This is a genomic window from [Rhizobium] kunmingense, from assembly GCF_977018605.1.
Map to the genome: position 1 here is coordinate 151,029 of NZ_CDRNXG010000001.1, position 14,514 is coordinate 165,542.

Consider the following 14,514-nt stretch of genomic DNA (forward strand, 5'->3'; position numbering starts at 1 on the left):
TCTTCACCTTATTGCCATGTGTGACGTAGCAATACTATGCGGACACGGATTGGATCAGCAATGTCCGGTGTTGGCGCAAAGCCGCCAGACACTTTTTGTCCTGAATGAACGAGAGACAAAGCCGGCTCAGTACCGCTTGTCCGAAGGATCGGCGATATGGGGCGCTGACGATGTCATTCCGCCCCATATCGCAACCTCTACCCTTAAGGTTTTACGGGGCGGGCGCCGTGATGCATTCCCGTTTGCGGGGTACGTTGAAGGCGCTGTTGCCGCCGGTGACCTGCTTGATCTGCCCTGGCGGGCAGGTGCCGTCATCAACGAGAACTTTCGCGCCCGATGCGAGCTTGCCCGGTCCGGGTTCGCTCTTCATCGTCGACTGGCAACCGGCCAGACCGGCAATCACTGCAATCGTCAATAGTCTGATTTTCATGTTGCATCCCCCTGCCCGACATTGGGCAGCACAAAGATGACATTCAATCACAAAAAAGCTTCCCCCATACAGGGGAGGCTTGAAATTATCGCGGATATGCGATCGGCGCGATCCTGACGAAGGCCGCCAAATGTCGGAATAACGCGGGCCTTACAGCCGGTTTCAGGGGCCTGAAAATTTCACCGTTACGCCGCGCTGGCGGAAATAGGCCTGCATCGTCTTGCGGCCGGCACGATTGTTCTGGGAGATCCGTGCGGGATCGAAAACCGCCTCCTTCCTGGCGGCCTTGGCAAGCGCTGCCTTGAGAGCGGCAATATGGGCGTCGATATCTACATTGTCCGCGTGGAGCGATTGATAGATGTTGTTGGTTGCTTCTTCTACGCTCAGTTCGGCCATCGTTACGCTCCTGTTATTGCTGGCCGGCAATTACCACATGTTACGGCTACATTCATAGACGCAGCCGATCACACCGGCCAAGCAGGCGACTGGCCTCGCATCCGGATCGGCTCGACGCCTGGCATGTGAAAATCGTCCGGCTCACAGACGCAAAGCGGAGAAGCGCGGCAAAGCCTCCAGCCGCCGCGCCCTCGCTTCAGCGTTTTACTGCCACACCACGACGCGCGCCTTGTTCGGCACACGTTCGTAAAGGTCGATGATGTCCTGGTTCATCAGTCGAACGCAGCCCGAAGAGACGGCCTTGCCGATCGAATTCCATTCCGGCGAGCCGTGCAGGCGGTAGAGCGTGTCCTGGCCGTTCTGGAAGATGTAGAGGGCGCGGGCGCCGAGCGGGTTGTTGAGGCCTGGCGGCATGCCGCCATTGTCGGCGGAGTATTTGGTCAGCTCCGGCTGGCGGGCGATCATCTCGTTCGGGGGGGTCCATTTCGGCCATTTCTGCCGCCACTGGATGACGCCCTCGCCCGACCACGAGAAACCCTCGCGACCGATGCCGACGCCATAGCGCATCGCCGAACCGTCCTGCTCGACCAGATAGAGGAAGCGCGACGGGGTATCGACGACGATCGTGCCGGGGCGCTCGCCGGTCGGATCGACGACGCGCTGGCGATAATAGCGCGGGTTGATCTGCTGGTAGGGAATGGCCGGGATGACGAAGCCGCCATCGACGACCGAGCCGTACATGGCGGCGGCTTCCGCCGAACCGGTGGGGATTGCGGCCGGCAGGCCACCCATGCCGGAGCGATAGGAAACCACGGTGCCGCCGGAACCGGGCGTGGTCGAAGCGCAGCCGGCAAGCGTCGAGGCCGCGCCCGCGCCGAGAAGCGTCATGAAGCCCCGGCGGGAGAAGGAAGTGTCGAATGTCATGTCAGGAAGAACCACCCAGAGGAACGTGATGTCGGCGAAAAGCTTAATCGAACGATTTCGGCGATGAAAGGTTCCGTCGGGTCGCGGCGGCCCCGGATCAGGCCGCGCTGCGACAAATGCGCAACGGTTGCCTGCGGCAGCGCCGCCGATAGAGGACGAGGATCGCCGTCAGATGACGACGATCGGCGTGCCGCTCGGCACGCGGTCGAACAGGTCGATGACATCCTGGTTGAACATGCGCACGCAGCCCGACGACGTGGCGCGGCCAACGGACTGCCAGTCCGGCGTGCCGTGGACACGGTAGAGCGTATCCTTGCCATCCTGGAAGATATAGAGGGCGCGGGCGCCCAGCGGGTTGTTGAGGCCCGGATTGGCGCCACCTTCAGCGGCGGCGAACTGGCGCAGCTCCGGCTGGCGATCGACCATGTCCTGCGGCGGGGTCCAGCGCGGCCATTTCGCCTTGCGCTGGATGACGCCCCTGCCCGACCAGGCAAAACCCGCCTTGCCGAGACCGACGCCATAACGCACCGCCTTGCCTTCCGGCTGGACGAGATACAGGAAATTGGCACGGGTATCGACGATGATCGTGCCCGGCGCCTCAGCCGTCTGGTAGGCCACTTCCGAGCGCAGGAAACGATTGTCGACGCGCGAATAGGGAATGGCCGGCAGCGTGTGGCCTTCGTCGCGGATCACGCCATACATGGCGCGATGCACCGGATTGGAGACCGGCAGGCCATAGGTGCCGTGATCATATCTCTGATGGAAATCAGACGGGTAGAGCTGACGTCTGTGCGGGATCGCGCCCGGCATCGGCGGCGGCTGGTTGGTCGGCGGATCACGATATTCCGGCACGGCAAAGACCGGCGCCGTCTGCTGCACGAAGACATCCGGGTTCATGCGGCTCGTATCGGTCAAAAGGATCGGCTGGCAGCCGGAAAGCGCCACCGCGCCGGCAAGGACAAGCACCGGGAAAGCGGCGCGACGGAGCGATGTGGTTGTTTCGGACATGGAGACTCGCTTCGGCGGGTGATATCGGCCGCACTCTGCCAGTCGGCGCTGGCGCGAGGCTTGAGCGCCGCACCCAACCCTTTTCCGTTACCTGCACGCAAACAACGACATCCGCCACCCTGAATAGAATCCGACAATACTTAATCGCCGCAGACTTACCGGCGCTATATGCATTCACATTCATACAACCATTTGTATATACTCAAGAAACAATCGTAAAAATACTTACGAAAATGGAGAGGATTCTAATTTACTTTATCTAAAATTAGTAACTTGGACACCATAAGGCGCTCGGGAGGCATTGACGTTCAGGACAGGGCATATGAGCGACACGACTATCAAGAGACCACTCTGGATCACCATCACCGGCAGCGGTTTCGCGGCCGTTCTGTTTGCAAGCGTCGCCGTCGGCGGTCTTGCCTGGTATTCCCAGTCCAAAATGGGCAATGACGCCCTGTTCACCAAGGCGGAAGGCGATCTCAGCCTGATCCAGAACGACATGGCCGCCATCCAGCGCTCGGCCTCGGCGATTGCAGCCCAGGCGGCTGCGGATGCCGAGACGGCAGAGATCCTTGCCACCGGAGATCGCCAGCGCGCCCTCGACAAGTTTTCCAAGGGCGCCGAATTCGTCAGGAGCGAGGGCGATCTGTCGCTGTTCACCTTCATCGGCGCCGACGGCAACACGCTGGCGCGCATGCATAATCCCGGCAATTTCGGCGACAACATTCTGGCCCGGCGCAAGACGATCGAGCAGGCGATGCGCACCGGCACCATCACCGCCGGCCTCGAACAGGGCAGCACCGGCGAGATCGGCATCTATGCCACCGCACCGGTCGTCGTTAACGGCCGGGTCATCGGCGCAGTCGACGTCGGCACCCGCCTGACCGGCGCCTATTTCGATCCGCTTTCCGAAAAGCTCGGCAGCGAGATCGCCGTCGACGTGATGGTCAATGGTCGCCTGACGACGCAGAATTCGACCCAGAACGACCGGTCGATGGTGAGCGAGGAGAGCCTGCGCGCCGGCTTCGACGGCGAGCCGGTGTTCGAGCAGATCGACATCAATGGCCGCGACGTGGTGGTCAAGGTCGTGCCGCTGAGCAACTTTGCCGGCGAGAAGATCGGCGTGTTCGAGATCGGCGCGGATGCGACGCGCATCATGGCCGCCAACAGCGCCGCGCTGACCAACACGATCATCGGCACGCTGATCGTCGCGGCGCTCTGCCTTGCCGGCTTCCTCGCCTTTGCCCGGTCGCTCGGCAACGCAATCGGCCGACTGACGGGCACGATGGGCCGGCTTGCCGGCGGCGACCTCAGCCCCGAAATCGAAGGCGACAACCGCCCGGACGAGATCGGCTCGATGGCCAAGGCCGTGCAGGTCTTCAAGGACAATGCCCTGAAGACGCAGGCGCTGGAGCGCGAGGCGGAACAGCAGCGCACCATGACCGAGGAGCAGCGCCGCGCAAATGCCGAGCGCGACCGCCAGCGCGCCGAAGCGATGGCGCAGGCAACCGGCGGGCTTGCCACCGGCCTCAAGCACATGTCCTCCGGCGACCTGACCTTCAAGCTCGATCAGCCTTTCGCCGACGAATTCGAAAGCCTGAGGGCGGATTTCAACGCTGCCGTCGATCAGCTGCGCGGCACGCTCGGCTCGGTCGCCCAGGCAACGTCGTCGATCGATTCAGGCTCACGCGAGATCAGCCAGAGCGCCGACGACCTTTCCAAGCGCACGGAGCAGCAGGCCGCCTCGCTGGAAGAGACGGCAGCCGCCCTCGACGAGATCACCACCAATGTCGCCAATTCCTCCAAGCGCGCCGACGAGGCCCGCACGGTGGCGATCCAGGCCAATGACAGCGCCCGCCAGTCCGGCGCGGTCGTCGCCAAGGCGGTCGATGCGATGGAACGGATCGAGGAATCCTCAGGCCAGATCTCCAACATCATCGGCGTCATCGACGACATCGCCTTCCAGACCAATCTTCTGGCGCTGAATGCCGGCGTCGAAGCGGCGCGTGCCGGCGAGGCCGGCAAGGGCTTTGCCGTCGTCGCACAGGAAGTGCGCGAGCTTGCCCAGCGCTCGGCCCAGGCGGCCCGCGAGATCAAGGACCTGATCGGCAAGTCCTCCATCGAGGTGGAGACGGGCGTCAAGATGGTCAGCGATACGGGTGCGGCGCTGAAGACGATCGAAGGCTATATCGTCACCATCAACCAGCACATGGATTCGATCGCCACCTCTGCGCGCGAACAGTCGGTGGGCCTGGCGGAAGTCAACACCGCCGTCAACCAGATGGACCAGGTGACGCAGCAGAACGCCGCGATGGTGGAAGAGGCCAACGCCGCCGGCGCCACGCTTGCGACCGAGGCGGCCCGCCTGCGCGACCTGATCTCACAGTTCCAGCTTGGCGGCGGTGCGGCGATGCAGAGTGCTGCGCTTCGCCAGACGGCTTCCGTCATGTCGACTTCGGTGGGATCTGCCTCGCATCGTTCCGCGCCGGTCGCTTCGCCGGCGCGCGGCATGGTCGGCAAGATCGCCCAGGCGTTTGGCGGCGGGCGGAAAAGCGCTGCGGCCGAGCAGCAGTGGGAAGAGTTCTGATCGGTCGATCAGGACGCTTCCGGTAGAAGGCCAACGGAAGGTGGCAGTGCTCAGGCGCTGCCGCCTTTTTGCTTTTCGGCCGCGCGGGCAGCATCTTTCGCCTTGCGCCAGGCGAGTACGGAAAGCATCAGCGGGCCAACCGTCGCGCCGAGAATGGCGCCGCAGACTGTCCAGCCGATCGCGCCGCCGCCGATCACCTCCTCGAACACATAGGCTGCTGCAACACAGCCGGCGGACGCCAGAAGCACTTTCCAGATCCATGCCGATGTCGTCATCATTTACCCCTTCGCTGCCTCCTTGACCGGAGGCATTGCTGCCGATCGTTCACGCCCCGCCATCAGCCGCACCGACCGCATCTTCCCGCGCCTCGATCATCGCCACCAAGGTTTCCAGCCGGTCGGCATCGCGCGGCAGCTTGTCAGTTCTGAGCCGCGCAATGCGGGGAAAGCGCATGGCGACGCCGGACTTGTGGCGGGTGGAGCGGTTGATGCCCTCGAATGCAACCTCCAGCACGAAGCCGAAATCGGGCGTCGCCTTCACCGCCCTGACCGGCCCGAAGCGGTCGATCGTGTTGTCGCGGACGAACTTGTCGAGCACTTCGAGTTCGGCATCGGTGAAACCGAAATAGGCCTTGCCGACCGGCACGAGCTGATCCTTGCCATCCTCACCCCTGGTCCAGACGCCGAAGGTGAAGTCGGAATAGTAGCTCGACCGCTTGCCGTGACCGCGCTGGGCATAGAGCATCACCGCATCGATGTTGAACGGATCACGCTTCCACTTGAACCACGGGCCTTTCAGGCGGCCGGCCTGATAGGGGCTGTCCTTCCTCTTGATCATCACCCCTTCGATGACCGGGTCGGGCGGATCGATGCGCAGGCGGTCGAGTTCGGCCCAGTCGGTGAAGGGCACGAGATCGGAGAGGTCGAAGCGGTCGTGCGGGGCGTTCTCGATGACGCTTGCCAGACGGTCGCGGCGGGCGAGATAGGTTTTCGCGCGGATATCGGCCTCGCCCTCGAACAGAATGTCATAGGCGCGGACGAAGGCGGGATAATCGTCCATCATCCTGGCCGTCACCGTCTTGCGGTTCAGCCGCTGCTGCAGGTCGGAGAAGGTGCGGGTCGGGGCGTTTGTCCGTTTCGTGCCGCCGACGAGAAGCTCGCCATCGATGACGCCGTCGAAATTGATCGCCTCGACGACATCCGGAAAGGCGCCGGTGATATCGTCGCCGGAACGGGAATAGAGCTTTCTGGTGCCGCCATGGCTCGACATCTGGACGCGGATGCCGTCCCATTTCCACTCGGCGGCGTAATCCTGAGGATCGAGCTTCTGGAGGTCGCCGTCTTCCACCGGATTGGCGAGCATGACGGAGTGGAAGATCGCCGGCGTGGCAAGCACGGGTTTGTCCGCCCTGCCCTCCAGCCAGGCGAACAACGCCTCATAGGGTGGCGTCAGACCATGCCAGAGAGTTTCGATCTCGATGATGTCCTTCTGGCTCATATCCGCCAGCGCCTGTTTGGCGAGGCGGGCGGAGACTCCGATGCGGAGCGAGCCGGTGGCGAGCTTGAGGAAGGCGAAACGGCCGGACGGATCGAGATGGTCGAGCAGATCGCGCACCGCGCCGCGCACTTCGGTGCGGCCGAGCGCATTCATGCGCCTGACGACATCCGAGAGGCGCGGCTCCTCGGTGACGTGTTCCTTTGCGCCACCTTCCCAGACGAGCGCGATGGTCTCGGCAAGGTCGCCGACATAGTCGTAGGAATAGCGGAACAGCACCTCGTCCATCCGCTCCATGACCAGTTCGCGCAGCATGGCCGGCTTGACGCTTTTCAGATCCAGCGTGCCGGCGAGTGCCGCAAGGCCATAGCCGCGATCGGGGTCGGGGGTGTTGCGGAAGTAATCGACAAGCAGGGTGAGCTTGCCGTTGCGCGACGGAGTGAGGACAAGCCGGTCGAGGAGCGTGGCGAAGGGCTTCATCGCTTTTGCTCCGCCATGAATTCCCCCTCCGACCTGCCGGCCGACCGGGGTGGAGCCACCGGTCTCCACCCGCTCTTCGAGCCCCCCACAAGGGCGGAGAGGACCAGCGGCGACCGCTTGCCCTCCTTGAGCCTCAGCGGTACGGCTGGGTTAAGCCCTCCCCCTTGTGGGAAGGGTTGGGAGGGGGCTTTTCTTGCCAATGCGACCATCATCAATCCCCCTCGTCCTCGTAGCCGACCAGATGCAACGGGCGGGCGGGGATGCCCTGCAGCTCGCACCACCGGACCAGCGCCTCCTCGCGCCCATGGGTGACCCAGACTTCCTGCGGGGCGATCTCGGTGATCGTCGCCAGCAGTTCAGGCCAGTCGCAGTGGTCGGAGACGACGAGCGGCAGTTCGACACCGCCCTGCCTGGCGCGCTGGCGGACCATCATCCAGCCGGAGGCAAAGGCGATCAGCGGCTCGTTGAAGCGGCGGGCCCAGCGATCCTGGAAGGCCGAGGGCGGGCCGACGACGACGGCGCCGGCGAATTCGGCAGGCCTGCTCTTTTCGATTGTGGCGGGTCTCAGGTCGCCAAGCTCGATCCCCTGCCCGCGGTAATAGTCGCAGAGCCTTGCGAGCGCGCCGTGGATATAGATCGGCGCGTCATAGCCGCCGTCGCGGATCAGGCGGATGACGCGCTGCGCCTTGCCGAGCGCGTAGGCGCCGACGAGATGGCTGCGTTCGGGAAATTGTTCCAGCGAGCGGAAGAGTTTGCGCATTTCGGCCTTCGGGTCCGGGTGGTGGAAGACCGGCAGGCCGAAGGTCGCCTCGGTGATGAAGACGTCGCAGGCGATCGGTTCGAAAGGGGCGCAGGTCGGGTCCACGCCACGCTTGTAATCGCCGGAGACGACGATGCGCGTGCCGTCCTTCTCGATCAGGATCTGGGCCGAGCCGAGCACATGGCCGGCCGGCCTGAACATGACCCTGACACCGTCGATGAGGATGTCCTCGCCCCATCCCGCCGCCTGTTGCGATCCGGTGAAATCCTCGCCGTAGCGGATCGCCATGATGTCGAGCGTCTGGCGGGTGGCGAGCACGCTGCCGTGGCCGGAGCGGGCATGGTCGGAATGGCCGTGGGTGATCAGCGCCCGGCCGACGGGGCGGACCGGATCGACGTAAAAATTGCCGATGGGGCAGAACAGCCCGGCGGGGGTCGGATGAAGCAAGGCCTCGGGTTTCATCCCCACCAAGATAGGCGGGCGTGTCCGGTTTTCGAGAGGGACGCGTGCGTTATGCCGCTGCGGGCTTCTCATCCTTCACGGCCGGCTTGTCGCCGCCAGACAGGGGCTGTGCGACCGGAAGACGGATCGGCTTGAGGCACAGGCCGGCAACAAGGCCGATGACGGTGATGGCGGCTGCCGTCATGAACAGCGGCGAGAAGGCATCGTGATAGATGGCGGCCACCGCCTGGCGCGAGGCTTCCGGCAGGCCGGCGAGGATTTTCGGCGTCAGCGTCTCGATGTCGGCGAGACCGGGGATCGCGACGTTCGCCGCCCTCACCTGCGTGCCGACGATGGCGCCGAAAAGCGAGATGGCGATCGAGGCGCCCCCCATGCGCATCAGGGTGACGGCACCGGTGGCGGCACCGATATCGCCGCGCGGGGCGGAATTCTGCACGCCGATGATCGGCGCCTGCTGGCCGATGCCGACCGACAGGCCCTGCAGGAACATGATCAACGCCACGGTCGCCAGCGACACGTCATGGCCGATCTGCGAGAAGCAGAACAGCATAACCGTCGAAAGCGACAGGCCGATGATGGTGAAGGGCTTGTAACGGCCGGTGATCGAAATCAGCCGGCCGGCCGAGATGGAGCCGGCGACGATGCCGCCGGTCAGCGCGATGAAGAACAGCCCGGCCATGGAAGGCGAGAGACCGGTCGTGGTCTGCAGGTAGAGCGAATAATAGTTGACCAGTCCGATGCCGACCGCGCCGGAGGCGAGCGAGACGATGAGGTAGAGCGAGAAGGTGGAATTGCGGAAAAGCTTCAGCGGAACGATCGGTTCCTCCACCCGGCTTTCGACGAAGACCCACAGGGCGGCGCAGACAATGCCGGCTCCGGCCAGCGCAAGCGATGCGGGCGCCAGAAGCGAGCCGAAGATCTGGCGGCTGTCGGCGAAGGCGACGAGGCAGGTGATGGTGGCGGCCAGCAGGACGGCACCGAGATAATCGATCTTCGGCCGCCTTGTCGGGCGGCGATAGGGCAGCGTCATCATCAGGCCGGCAATGACGATGACGCCAAGCGGCAGGTTGATGAGGAAGATCGAGCGCCAGCCGAACAGATCGCTCATCGTGCCGCCGAGAAGCGGGCCGATGCTGCCCGACGCCATGATCATCAGGCTGGAATAGCTCTGGTATTTCGCCCTTTCGCGCGGCTCGAAGAGGTCGGCGTTGATGGAGAAGATCGACACCATGATGCCGCCGCCGCCGATGCCCTGAAACACGCGGGCGGCGATCAGGCTGTCCATCGACCAGGCAAAGCCGCAGGCGAGCGAGCCGAGCGTGAAGATGACGATGGCGGCCAGCATGACGTATTTGCGGCCGAACAGATCGCCGAGCTTGCCATAGATCGGCATGACGGCGCTGGTGGAGAGCAGGAACGCGGAACTGACCCAGCCGAAACGTTCCATCTGGCCGAACTCGCCGACGATGGTGGGCAGCGCCGTGGAGACGATCTGGTTGTCGAGCGTCGCCATGAACAGCGCCGCCATAAGCAGGCAGAAAACGATCAGACGCTGCCGGGGATCGGCAACCAGAGGCGTGGAAAGATGGCTGGGGGTCATGACGGATCCTGCATTCCGGCAATTTATGTGCCTTTAGCATATAAATGTCAATCGCACCTTCATGCCTGGCGCAGATAATCGTTGCGAGGCGATACGGCTCTGGTATTCTGGCGGCATGACGAAGCAGACAGCCACCCTTTCCTCTTCCGCCGCCGATATCGTCCATATCGCCGAAGTGATGGCGCGGCTGCGCCTGCTCGTCGGGCGGCGGGTGATCAGCCGCACGGCAATCGACAGCGTCGCGCCGAGCCTCGACATCTCGCATCTCGACGTGCTGGATGCGATGCGGCGGATCGGGGGCGAAGTGACGGTCGGCGCAATTGCGGATGCGATGCGGCTGGACCCTTCGCGCGGCAGTCGCCTGGTAGCCGAACTGGTGACACAGGGCATTCTGCGACGGGACGCTTCACAGGCGGACGGACGTCGTTCGGTCGTCGTGCGCACCGAACTGGGCGACCACCTGATGGCGGAGATCCATGCGATGAAGCGGCGGCTGCTCTCGTCTATGCTGGACGGCTGGAGCGAGGAGGACCTCGCCAGCTTCGCCATGCTATTCGACCGGTTCGTCAGCCGTTTCGAAGATGTCTATGCGACGGAAAAGTCTGCGCCGAGCGAAGCGTCGCTGGCAATCGCGCCCTGAACGAGCCGGTCAGCCCGAGACCGTCAGCCGGTCGCGGCCGCATTCCTTGGAATGATACATGGCGTGGTCGGCGCTGGCGAGAAGATCATCGACCACTTCGCCATCCTCCGGGAAGAAGGCGACGCCCATGCTGCAGGTGGCGACAACGCTTGCGCCTTCCAGCATGACCGGCGCGGCGATGAGGTTGCGCAGTTCCTCGAGCCGGCCAAGCGCACCGCTTTCATCCTCGTCGGCATCGGCGAAGACGACGGCGAATTCATCGCCGCCAAGCCGCACCGTCAGGTCGCCGGGACGCACCGCGCAGGAAATGCGCTCGGCCAGCGTGCGGAGCATCAGATCGCCGGCGGCATGGCCGAGCGTGTCGTTGATCGACTTGAAGTTATCCAGATCGAGATAGGCGACGGTCAGCCGGCGGTTTTCGCGCCGCGCCTCGTGCAGCTTGGGGCCAAGCTCGGCCCAGAACAACGTACGGTTGGGCAGGCCGGTCAGCGGGTCGTGATGCGCCATGTGGCGAATGCGGCTCTCGGTCTCGGCCCGTTCGATGGCGATGCCGGCGAGATCGGTCGCCATCGTCATCAGCTCCAACTCCAGCGCATTCGGTTCCCGCACCGTCGGCGAATAGAGCGCAAAGGTGCCGAGCATGCGCCGATCCGACCCGATAACAGGTGTCGACCAGCAGGAGCGAAAGCCGAACAGTGCGCCCAGATGGCGATGCTCCGCCCACAAAGGGTCGGTCTCGACATCGCTCACGATGACCGCCTCGCGGCGGAACGCAGCCGTGCCGCAGGAGCCCTGCGACGCGCCGATTTCCGCACCATCGATCAGCGCCATATAGGCCTTGGGCATGCTGGGGGCCGCGCCTTCCATCAACCGCAGGCCATCGTCGGCAAGCAGCATCAGCGAACCCTTGACATCCTCCAGCTGCGCTTCGGCAGAGGTGACCAGCGCATCGAGCACGGTATAGAGAGGCTTGCCACGGGCGATCATTTCAAGCAGCCGCGCATAGCCGTGGCGCAGCTCTTCCAGCCGCTTGCGCTCGGTGATCTCGCGCGAGACGCTGACGATGCCGACAGTCTGTCCGGCGTCATTGCGCAGGGCCGATTTGGAAATCGACAGCCAGAAGGCACGGCCATCCTTGCGAACGAGATGTTCCTCCCGCCGCTCGATGGCGATGCCGGTTTCCATCACCTGCTGCTCCATGGCAAACAGGCGGTCGGCGGCTTCCTTTTCGAAAATGTCGAAATCGGTCTTGCCGGAAAGGTCCGAGAAATCATCGATCCCGGCCGCGCGGCACACCGCCTGGTTGGTGAAGACGAAACGGCCGCGACGATCCTTCACCGAGATGAATTCGGGCAGCTGGTCGAGCAGCCTGAGCGCCGTCAGCTCCCGCAGCGCTTCGGCAATATCGAGCGCATTGCCGCCGTCGATCGCGACGCGGCGCAGTCTTTCACACATGTCCTCGAATGACTCGGCCGGCGTCGAAACCGTCATGCCGAACGATGAGTGACCAATCACGGCCAGCCTCCCCCAGAACCCCTATAGATTGTATAGCCAACAGGCGAGTATCTTTGAAAGAGTTCGTTACACTCTTGCTTAAAATATTCCTGCGAACGCAAATCATGGTCTGATGATGGCAAAGTTTTTACTCGAAGCATCAGAGAATTCGGCAGGCGGCCGATCACAGATCCGGCAATGGCAAACGATCTGTTGAGGCAACGGGAAAGCTGTATGATTTCGAGACGAAAGCTGATGACGGGCCTTTCGGCGGCCACCGCTGCGGCGGCAATGGCCGGTTCGGCGCGCGCCGAGGCGATCGCCTTGTCCGGTGCCGATCTGCGCGGTTCGATCGATGCCGCAACCCACGGCGTGCTGCCGGGCGTCAGCGATGCGGCACAGGCACAGGCAACACAGGGACGGCTGGAAGCGCTGCTTGCCGAAGCCGCAGCGCGCGACATGCCTGTGTTTCTGGCGCCGGGTGACTACCCCGTGTCCAACCTGGTTCTGCCTGAGCGAACACGGCTCGTCGGCATCGCCGGCGCGACGCGGCTCGTCTATTCCGGCGGCGGCGCGATGATCAGCGTCGAGGGGGCGGCAAGGATCGCGCTGTCCGGCATCACGCTGGATGGCGGCAATCTGACGCTTGCCGGCGATTTTCCGGCGCTCGCGCAATTCCGCGGCGTGGGCGAGCTGTCGCTCGACATGTGCGGCGTGACCAACGCGGCCGGCACCGGCCTCTACCTGCAGGGAACCGGCGGGCGGGTCGAGCGCTGCCAAATCTCCCGCAATAGCGATTACGGGCTTTATGCGGTCGACAGCAGCGGTCTTGCGGTCAAGGACAACAGCGTTTCCGATTGCGGCGATGGCGGCATCCTGATCCATCGCTACGAGGCGGGGCATGACGGAACGCTTGTCACCGGCAACCGGATTTCACGCACCGGAGCGAAAAGCGGCGGCACCGGGCAATATGGCAATGCGATCAATCTCTACCGCGCCAATGACGTGATCGTTTCCGGCAACCACATCACTGATTCCGCCTTCTCGGCGATCCGCGCCAACAGCGCCTCGAACGTGATGATCGCCGACAACCATTGCTCAGGTTCGGGCGAGACGGCGATCTATGCGGAATTCTCCTTCGAGGGCGCGATGATTTCCGGCAATCTGGTCGACGGGGCGGCGAACGGGATATCGGTGGTCAATTTCAACGAGGGCGGCCGGCTTGCTTCCGTCACCGGCAATGTGGTGCGCAACCTGCGGCTGACCGGCCCCTATACGGTGGAAGACCCGATCTTCGGCGTCGGCATCAGCATCGAGGCGGATACGGCGGCAAGCGGCAACGTGATCGAGAACGCCCCGTTCTGCGGGCTTGGCCTCGGCTTCGGGCCCTACCTGCGCAATGTCTCGGCCACCGGCAATGTGGTGCGCAATGCGGCCGTCGGCTGCGCCGTGACGGTGGTGGAGGACGCGGGATCGGCGATCATCGCCAACAACATTTTTCAGGGCGTGGAGCGCGGCGGGGTGATCGGCTATCGCTGGCGTGAGGCGGCGACGGGCGACCTGGCGAAGGACGGGGCAGACGCCTATCCGCATCTGACGATCGAGAACAACCGGGTGGGTTAGTAATCGGGTTCGAGCGCGTAATCGCCGGGATCGATGTTTTGCCCCTTGTGGTAGATGCGGGCAATTCTCACAGCGTCCCCGCGGATCACGAAAGCGATGGTGGCCTTGCGTTTGTAACCCACAAGCCGAAGGTTGGGCCAGAGATCCTCCCGCCTGACACCGCGGGCTGGAAATGTGGAGAAGCCTGCGCAATAGGCGCGAATCCGCCTCACATATTTTCGCGCCGCCGGGCCGCCCATTTCGGCGGCGAGATAGATAAACAGGTCTTCGAGGTCATTACTTGCTCTAGGCGAGAAAACGACCTTGTAGTTCATGCCCTTTTTTGCTCGGCCAGCAGGGCTGCCATTCTGGCATCGAGCCTTCGATCGACTTCCTCGATCGTCAAAAGCCGCTCTGGATGGGCTTCCATTTCTTCGAGCGTCGGCACAACCTCTTCGACCAGCCATTTTTCGATGGCCGCGTCCTCCTCCATCAGCGACATCAGGCCATCCTCGATGACTTCGCTTTCGGAGGCGTATTCGCCGGAGTCGACCTTGGCGCGGACCATCTCGGCCATCTCGGTCGGAAGGGTGATGCTGAGCGACTGGGTGTTGCGCATGGCCATCTCCAAGGAACC

Annotated in this window: 14 protein-coding genes; 3 read left to right on the forward strand and 11 right to left on the reverse strand. The window is 63.6% G+C overall.

All coding sequences use genetic code 11. From position 1 onward, the window contains the following. Positions 1–211: 211 nt before the first annotated feature. From AC0JZ4_RS00850 to AC0JZ4_RS00865, 4 genes are all read right to left on the reverse strand, one after another. Positions 212–430 carry a DUF6719 family protein gene (locus AC0JZ4_RS00850; RefSeq protein ID WP_471884580.1) on the reverse strand — a complete coding sequence of 73 codons (219 nt, stop codon included), beginning with the start codon at positions 428–430 and terminating at the stop codon, positions 212–214. A 162-nt stretch (positions 431–592) separates the two neighbouring features. Continuing rightward, the gene (locus AC0JZ4_RS00855) at positions 593–826 is read right to left on the reverse strand and encodes a hypothetical protein (RefSeq protein ID WP_471884581.1); all 234 of its coding nucleotides are present in this window, start codon (positions 824–826) and stop codon (positions 593–595) included. A 204-nt stretch (positions 827–1,030) separates the two neighbouring features. After that, positions 1,031–1,750 (reverse strand): L,D-transpeptidase, encoded by a 720-nt coding sequence (locus tag AC0JZ4_RS00860; RefSeq protein ID WP_471884582.1) that lies wholly within the window; start codon positions 1,748–1,750, stop codon positions 1,031–1,033. Between the two features lie 168 nt (positions 1,751–1,918). Then, positions 1,919–2,758 (reverse strand): L,D-transpeptidase, encoded by an 840-nt coding sequence (locus AC0JZ4_RS00865; protein ID WP_471884583.1) that lies wholly within the window; start codon positions 2,756–2,758, stop codon positions 1,919–1,921. 322 nt (positions 2,759–3,080) lie between these two features. Between AC0JZ4_RS00865 and AC0JZ4_RS00870 the strand changes: the two genes are divergently transcribed. Continuing rightward, the gene (locus AC0JZ4_RS00870) at positions 3,081–5,345 is read left to right on the forward strand and encodes a methyl-accepting chemotaxis protein (RefSeq protein WP_471884584.1); all 2,265 of its coding nucleotides are present in this window, start codon (positions 3,081–3,083) and stop codon (positions 5,343–5,345) included. Between the two features lie 50 nt (positions 5,346–5,395). Here AC0JZ4_RS00870 and AC0JZ4_RS00875 read toward each other — a convergent pair whose 3' ends face one another. From AC0JZ4_RS00875 to AC0JZ4_RS00890, 4 genes are all read right to left on the reverse strand, one after another. After that, entirely contained in the window at positions 5,396–5,620 is a 225-nt protein-coding gene (locus tag AC0JZ4_RS00875) for a hypothetical protein (protein ID WP_471884585.1), read from the reverse strand. Between the two features lie 49 nt (positions 5,621–5,669). Next, positions 5,670–7,319, reverse strand: a complete 1,650-nt coding sequence (locus AC0JZ4_RS00880) for a cisplatin damage response ATP-dependent DNA ligase (RefSeq protein ID WP_471884586.1) — start codon at positions 7,317–7,319, stop codon at positions 5,670–5,672. Between the two features lie 211 nt (positions 7,320–7,530). Further along, a complete protein-coding gene (locus AC0JZ4_RS00885) occupies positions 7,531–8,541 on the reverse strand; it encodes a ligase-associated DNA damage response exonuclease (RefSeq protein WP_471884587.1) in 1,011 nt (336 codons plus the stop codon). A gap of 49 nt (positions 8,542–8,590) precedes the next feature. Further along, on the reverse strand, positions 8,591–10,141 hold the full coding sequence (locus tag AC0JZ4_RS00890; protein ID WP_471884588.1) for an MDR family MFS transporter: 1,551 nt from the start codon (positions 10,139–10,141) through the stop codon (positions 8,591–8,593). 115 nt (positions 10,142–10,256) lie between these two features. Here AC0JZ4_RS00890 and AC0JZ4_RS00895 point away from each other — a divergent pair, with 115 nt between their 5' ends. After that, complete coding sequence (locus AC0JZ4_RS00895) at positions 10,257–10,781, forward strand: MarR family winged helix-turn-helix transcriptional regulator (RefSeq protein WP_471884589.1); 525 nt, start codon at positions 10,257–10,259, stop codon at positions 10,779–10,781. A 9-nt stretch (positions 10,782–10,790) separates the two neighbouring features. Here the strand turns inward: AC0JZ4_RS00895 and AC0JZ4_RS00900 are convergent, their stop codons facing one another. Continuing rightward, positions 10,791–12,296 carry a sensor domain-containing protein gene (locus tag AC0JZ4_RS00900; protein ID WP_471884590.1) on the reverse strand — a complete coding sequence of 502 codons (1,506 nt, stop codon included), beginning with the start codon at positions 12,294–12,296 and terminating at the stop codon, positions 10,791–10,793. A 213-nt stretch (positions 12,297–12,509) separates the two neighbouring features. Between AC0JZ4_RS00900 and AC0JZ4_RS00905 the strand changes: the two genes are divergently transcribed. Continuing rightward, complete coding sequence (locus AC0JZ4_RS00905; protein ID WP_471884591.1) at positions 12,510–13,898, forward strand: TIGR03808 family TAT-translocated repetitive protein; 1,389 nt, start codon at positions 12,510–12,512, stop codon at positions 13,896–13,898. Here AC0JZ4_RS00905 and AC0JZ4_RS00910 read toward each other — a convergent pair. After that, a complete protein-coding gene (locus AC0JZ4_RS00910; RefSeq protein ID WP_471884592.1) occupies positions 13,895–14,212 on the reverse strand; it encodes a type II toxin-antitoxin system RelE/ParE family toxin in 318 nt (105 codons plus the stop codon). The two genes, AC0JZ4_RS00905 and AC0JZ4_RS00910, sit on opposite strands and share 4 nt — an antisense overlap. Further along, a complete protein-coding gene (locus AC0JZ4_RS00915; protein WP_471884593.1) occupies positions 14,209–14,496 on the reverse strand; it encodes a ribbon-helix-helix domain-containing protein in 288 nt (95 codons plus the stop codon). Before AC0JZ4_RS00915 ends, AC0JZ4_RS00910 begins: the two co-directional genes overlap by 4 nt. Positions 14,497–14,514: the final 18 nt, after the last annotated feature.

Coding starts and splice junctions, on each gene's coding strand:
- AC0JZ4_RS00850 (WP_471884580.1), bottom strand. CDS start 430: ATGAAAATCAGACTATTGACGATTGCAGTGATTGCCGGTCTGGCCGGT.
- AC0JZ4_RS00855 (WP_471884581.1), bottom strand. CDS start 826: ATGGCCGAACTGAGCGTAGAAGAAGCAACCAACAACATCTATCAATCG.
- AC0JZ4_RS00860 (WP_471884582.1), bottom strand. CDS start 1,750: ATGACATTCGACACTTCCTTCTCCCGCCGGGGCTTCATGACGCTTCTC.
- AC0JZ4_RS00865 (WP_471884583.1), bottom strand. CDS start 2,758: ATGTCCGAAACAACCACATCGCTCCGTCGCGCCGCTTTCCCGGTGCTT.
- AC0JZ4_RS00870 (WP_471884584.1), top strand. CDS start 3,081: ATGAGCGACACGACTATCAAGAGACCACTCTGGATCACCATCACCGGC.
- AC0JZ4_RS00875 (WP_471884585.1), bottom strand. CDS start 5,620: ATGACGACATCGGCATGGATCTGGAAAGTGCTTCTGGCGTCCGCCGGC.
- AC0JZ4_RS00880 (WP_471884586.1), bottom strand. CDS start 7,319: ATGAAGCCCTTCGCCACGCTCCTCGACCGGCTTGTCCTCACTCCGTCG.
- AC0JZ4_RS00885 (WP_471884587.1), bottom strand. CDS start 8,541: ATGAAACCCGAGGCCTTGCTTCATCCGACCCCCGCCGGGCTGTTCTGC.
- AC0JZ4_RS00890 (WP_471884588.1), bottom strand. CDS start 10,141: ATGACCCCCAGCCATCTTTCCACGCCTCTGGTTGCCGATCCCCGGCAG.
- AC0JZ4_RS00895 (WP_471884589.1), top strand. CDS start 10,257: ATGACGAAGCAGACAGCCACCCTTTCCTCTTCCGCCGCCGATATCGTC.
- AC0JZ4_RS00905 (WP_471884591.1), top strand. CDS start 12,510: ATGATTTCGAGACGAAAGCTGATGACGGGCCTTTCGGCGGCCACCGCT.
- AC0JZ4_RS00910 (WP_471884592.1), bottom strand. CDS start 14,212: ATGAACTACAAGGTCGTTTTCTCGCCTAGAGCAAGTAATGACCTCGAA.
- AC0JZ4_RS00915 (WP_471884593.1), bottom strand. CDS start 14,496: ATGCGCAACACCCAGTCGCTCAGCATCACCCTTCCGACCGAGATGGCC.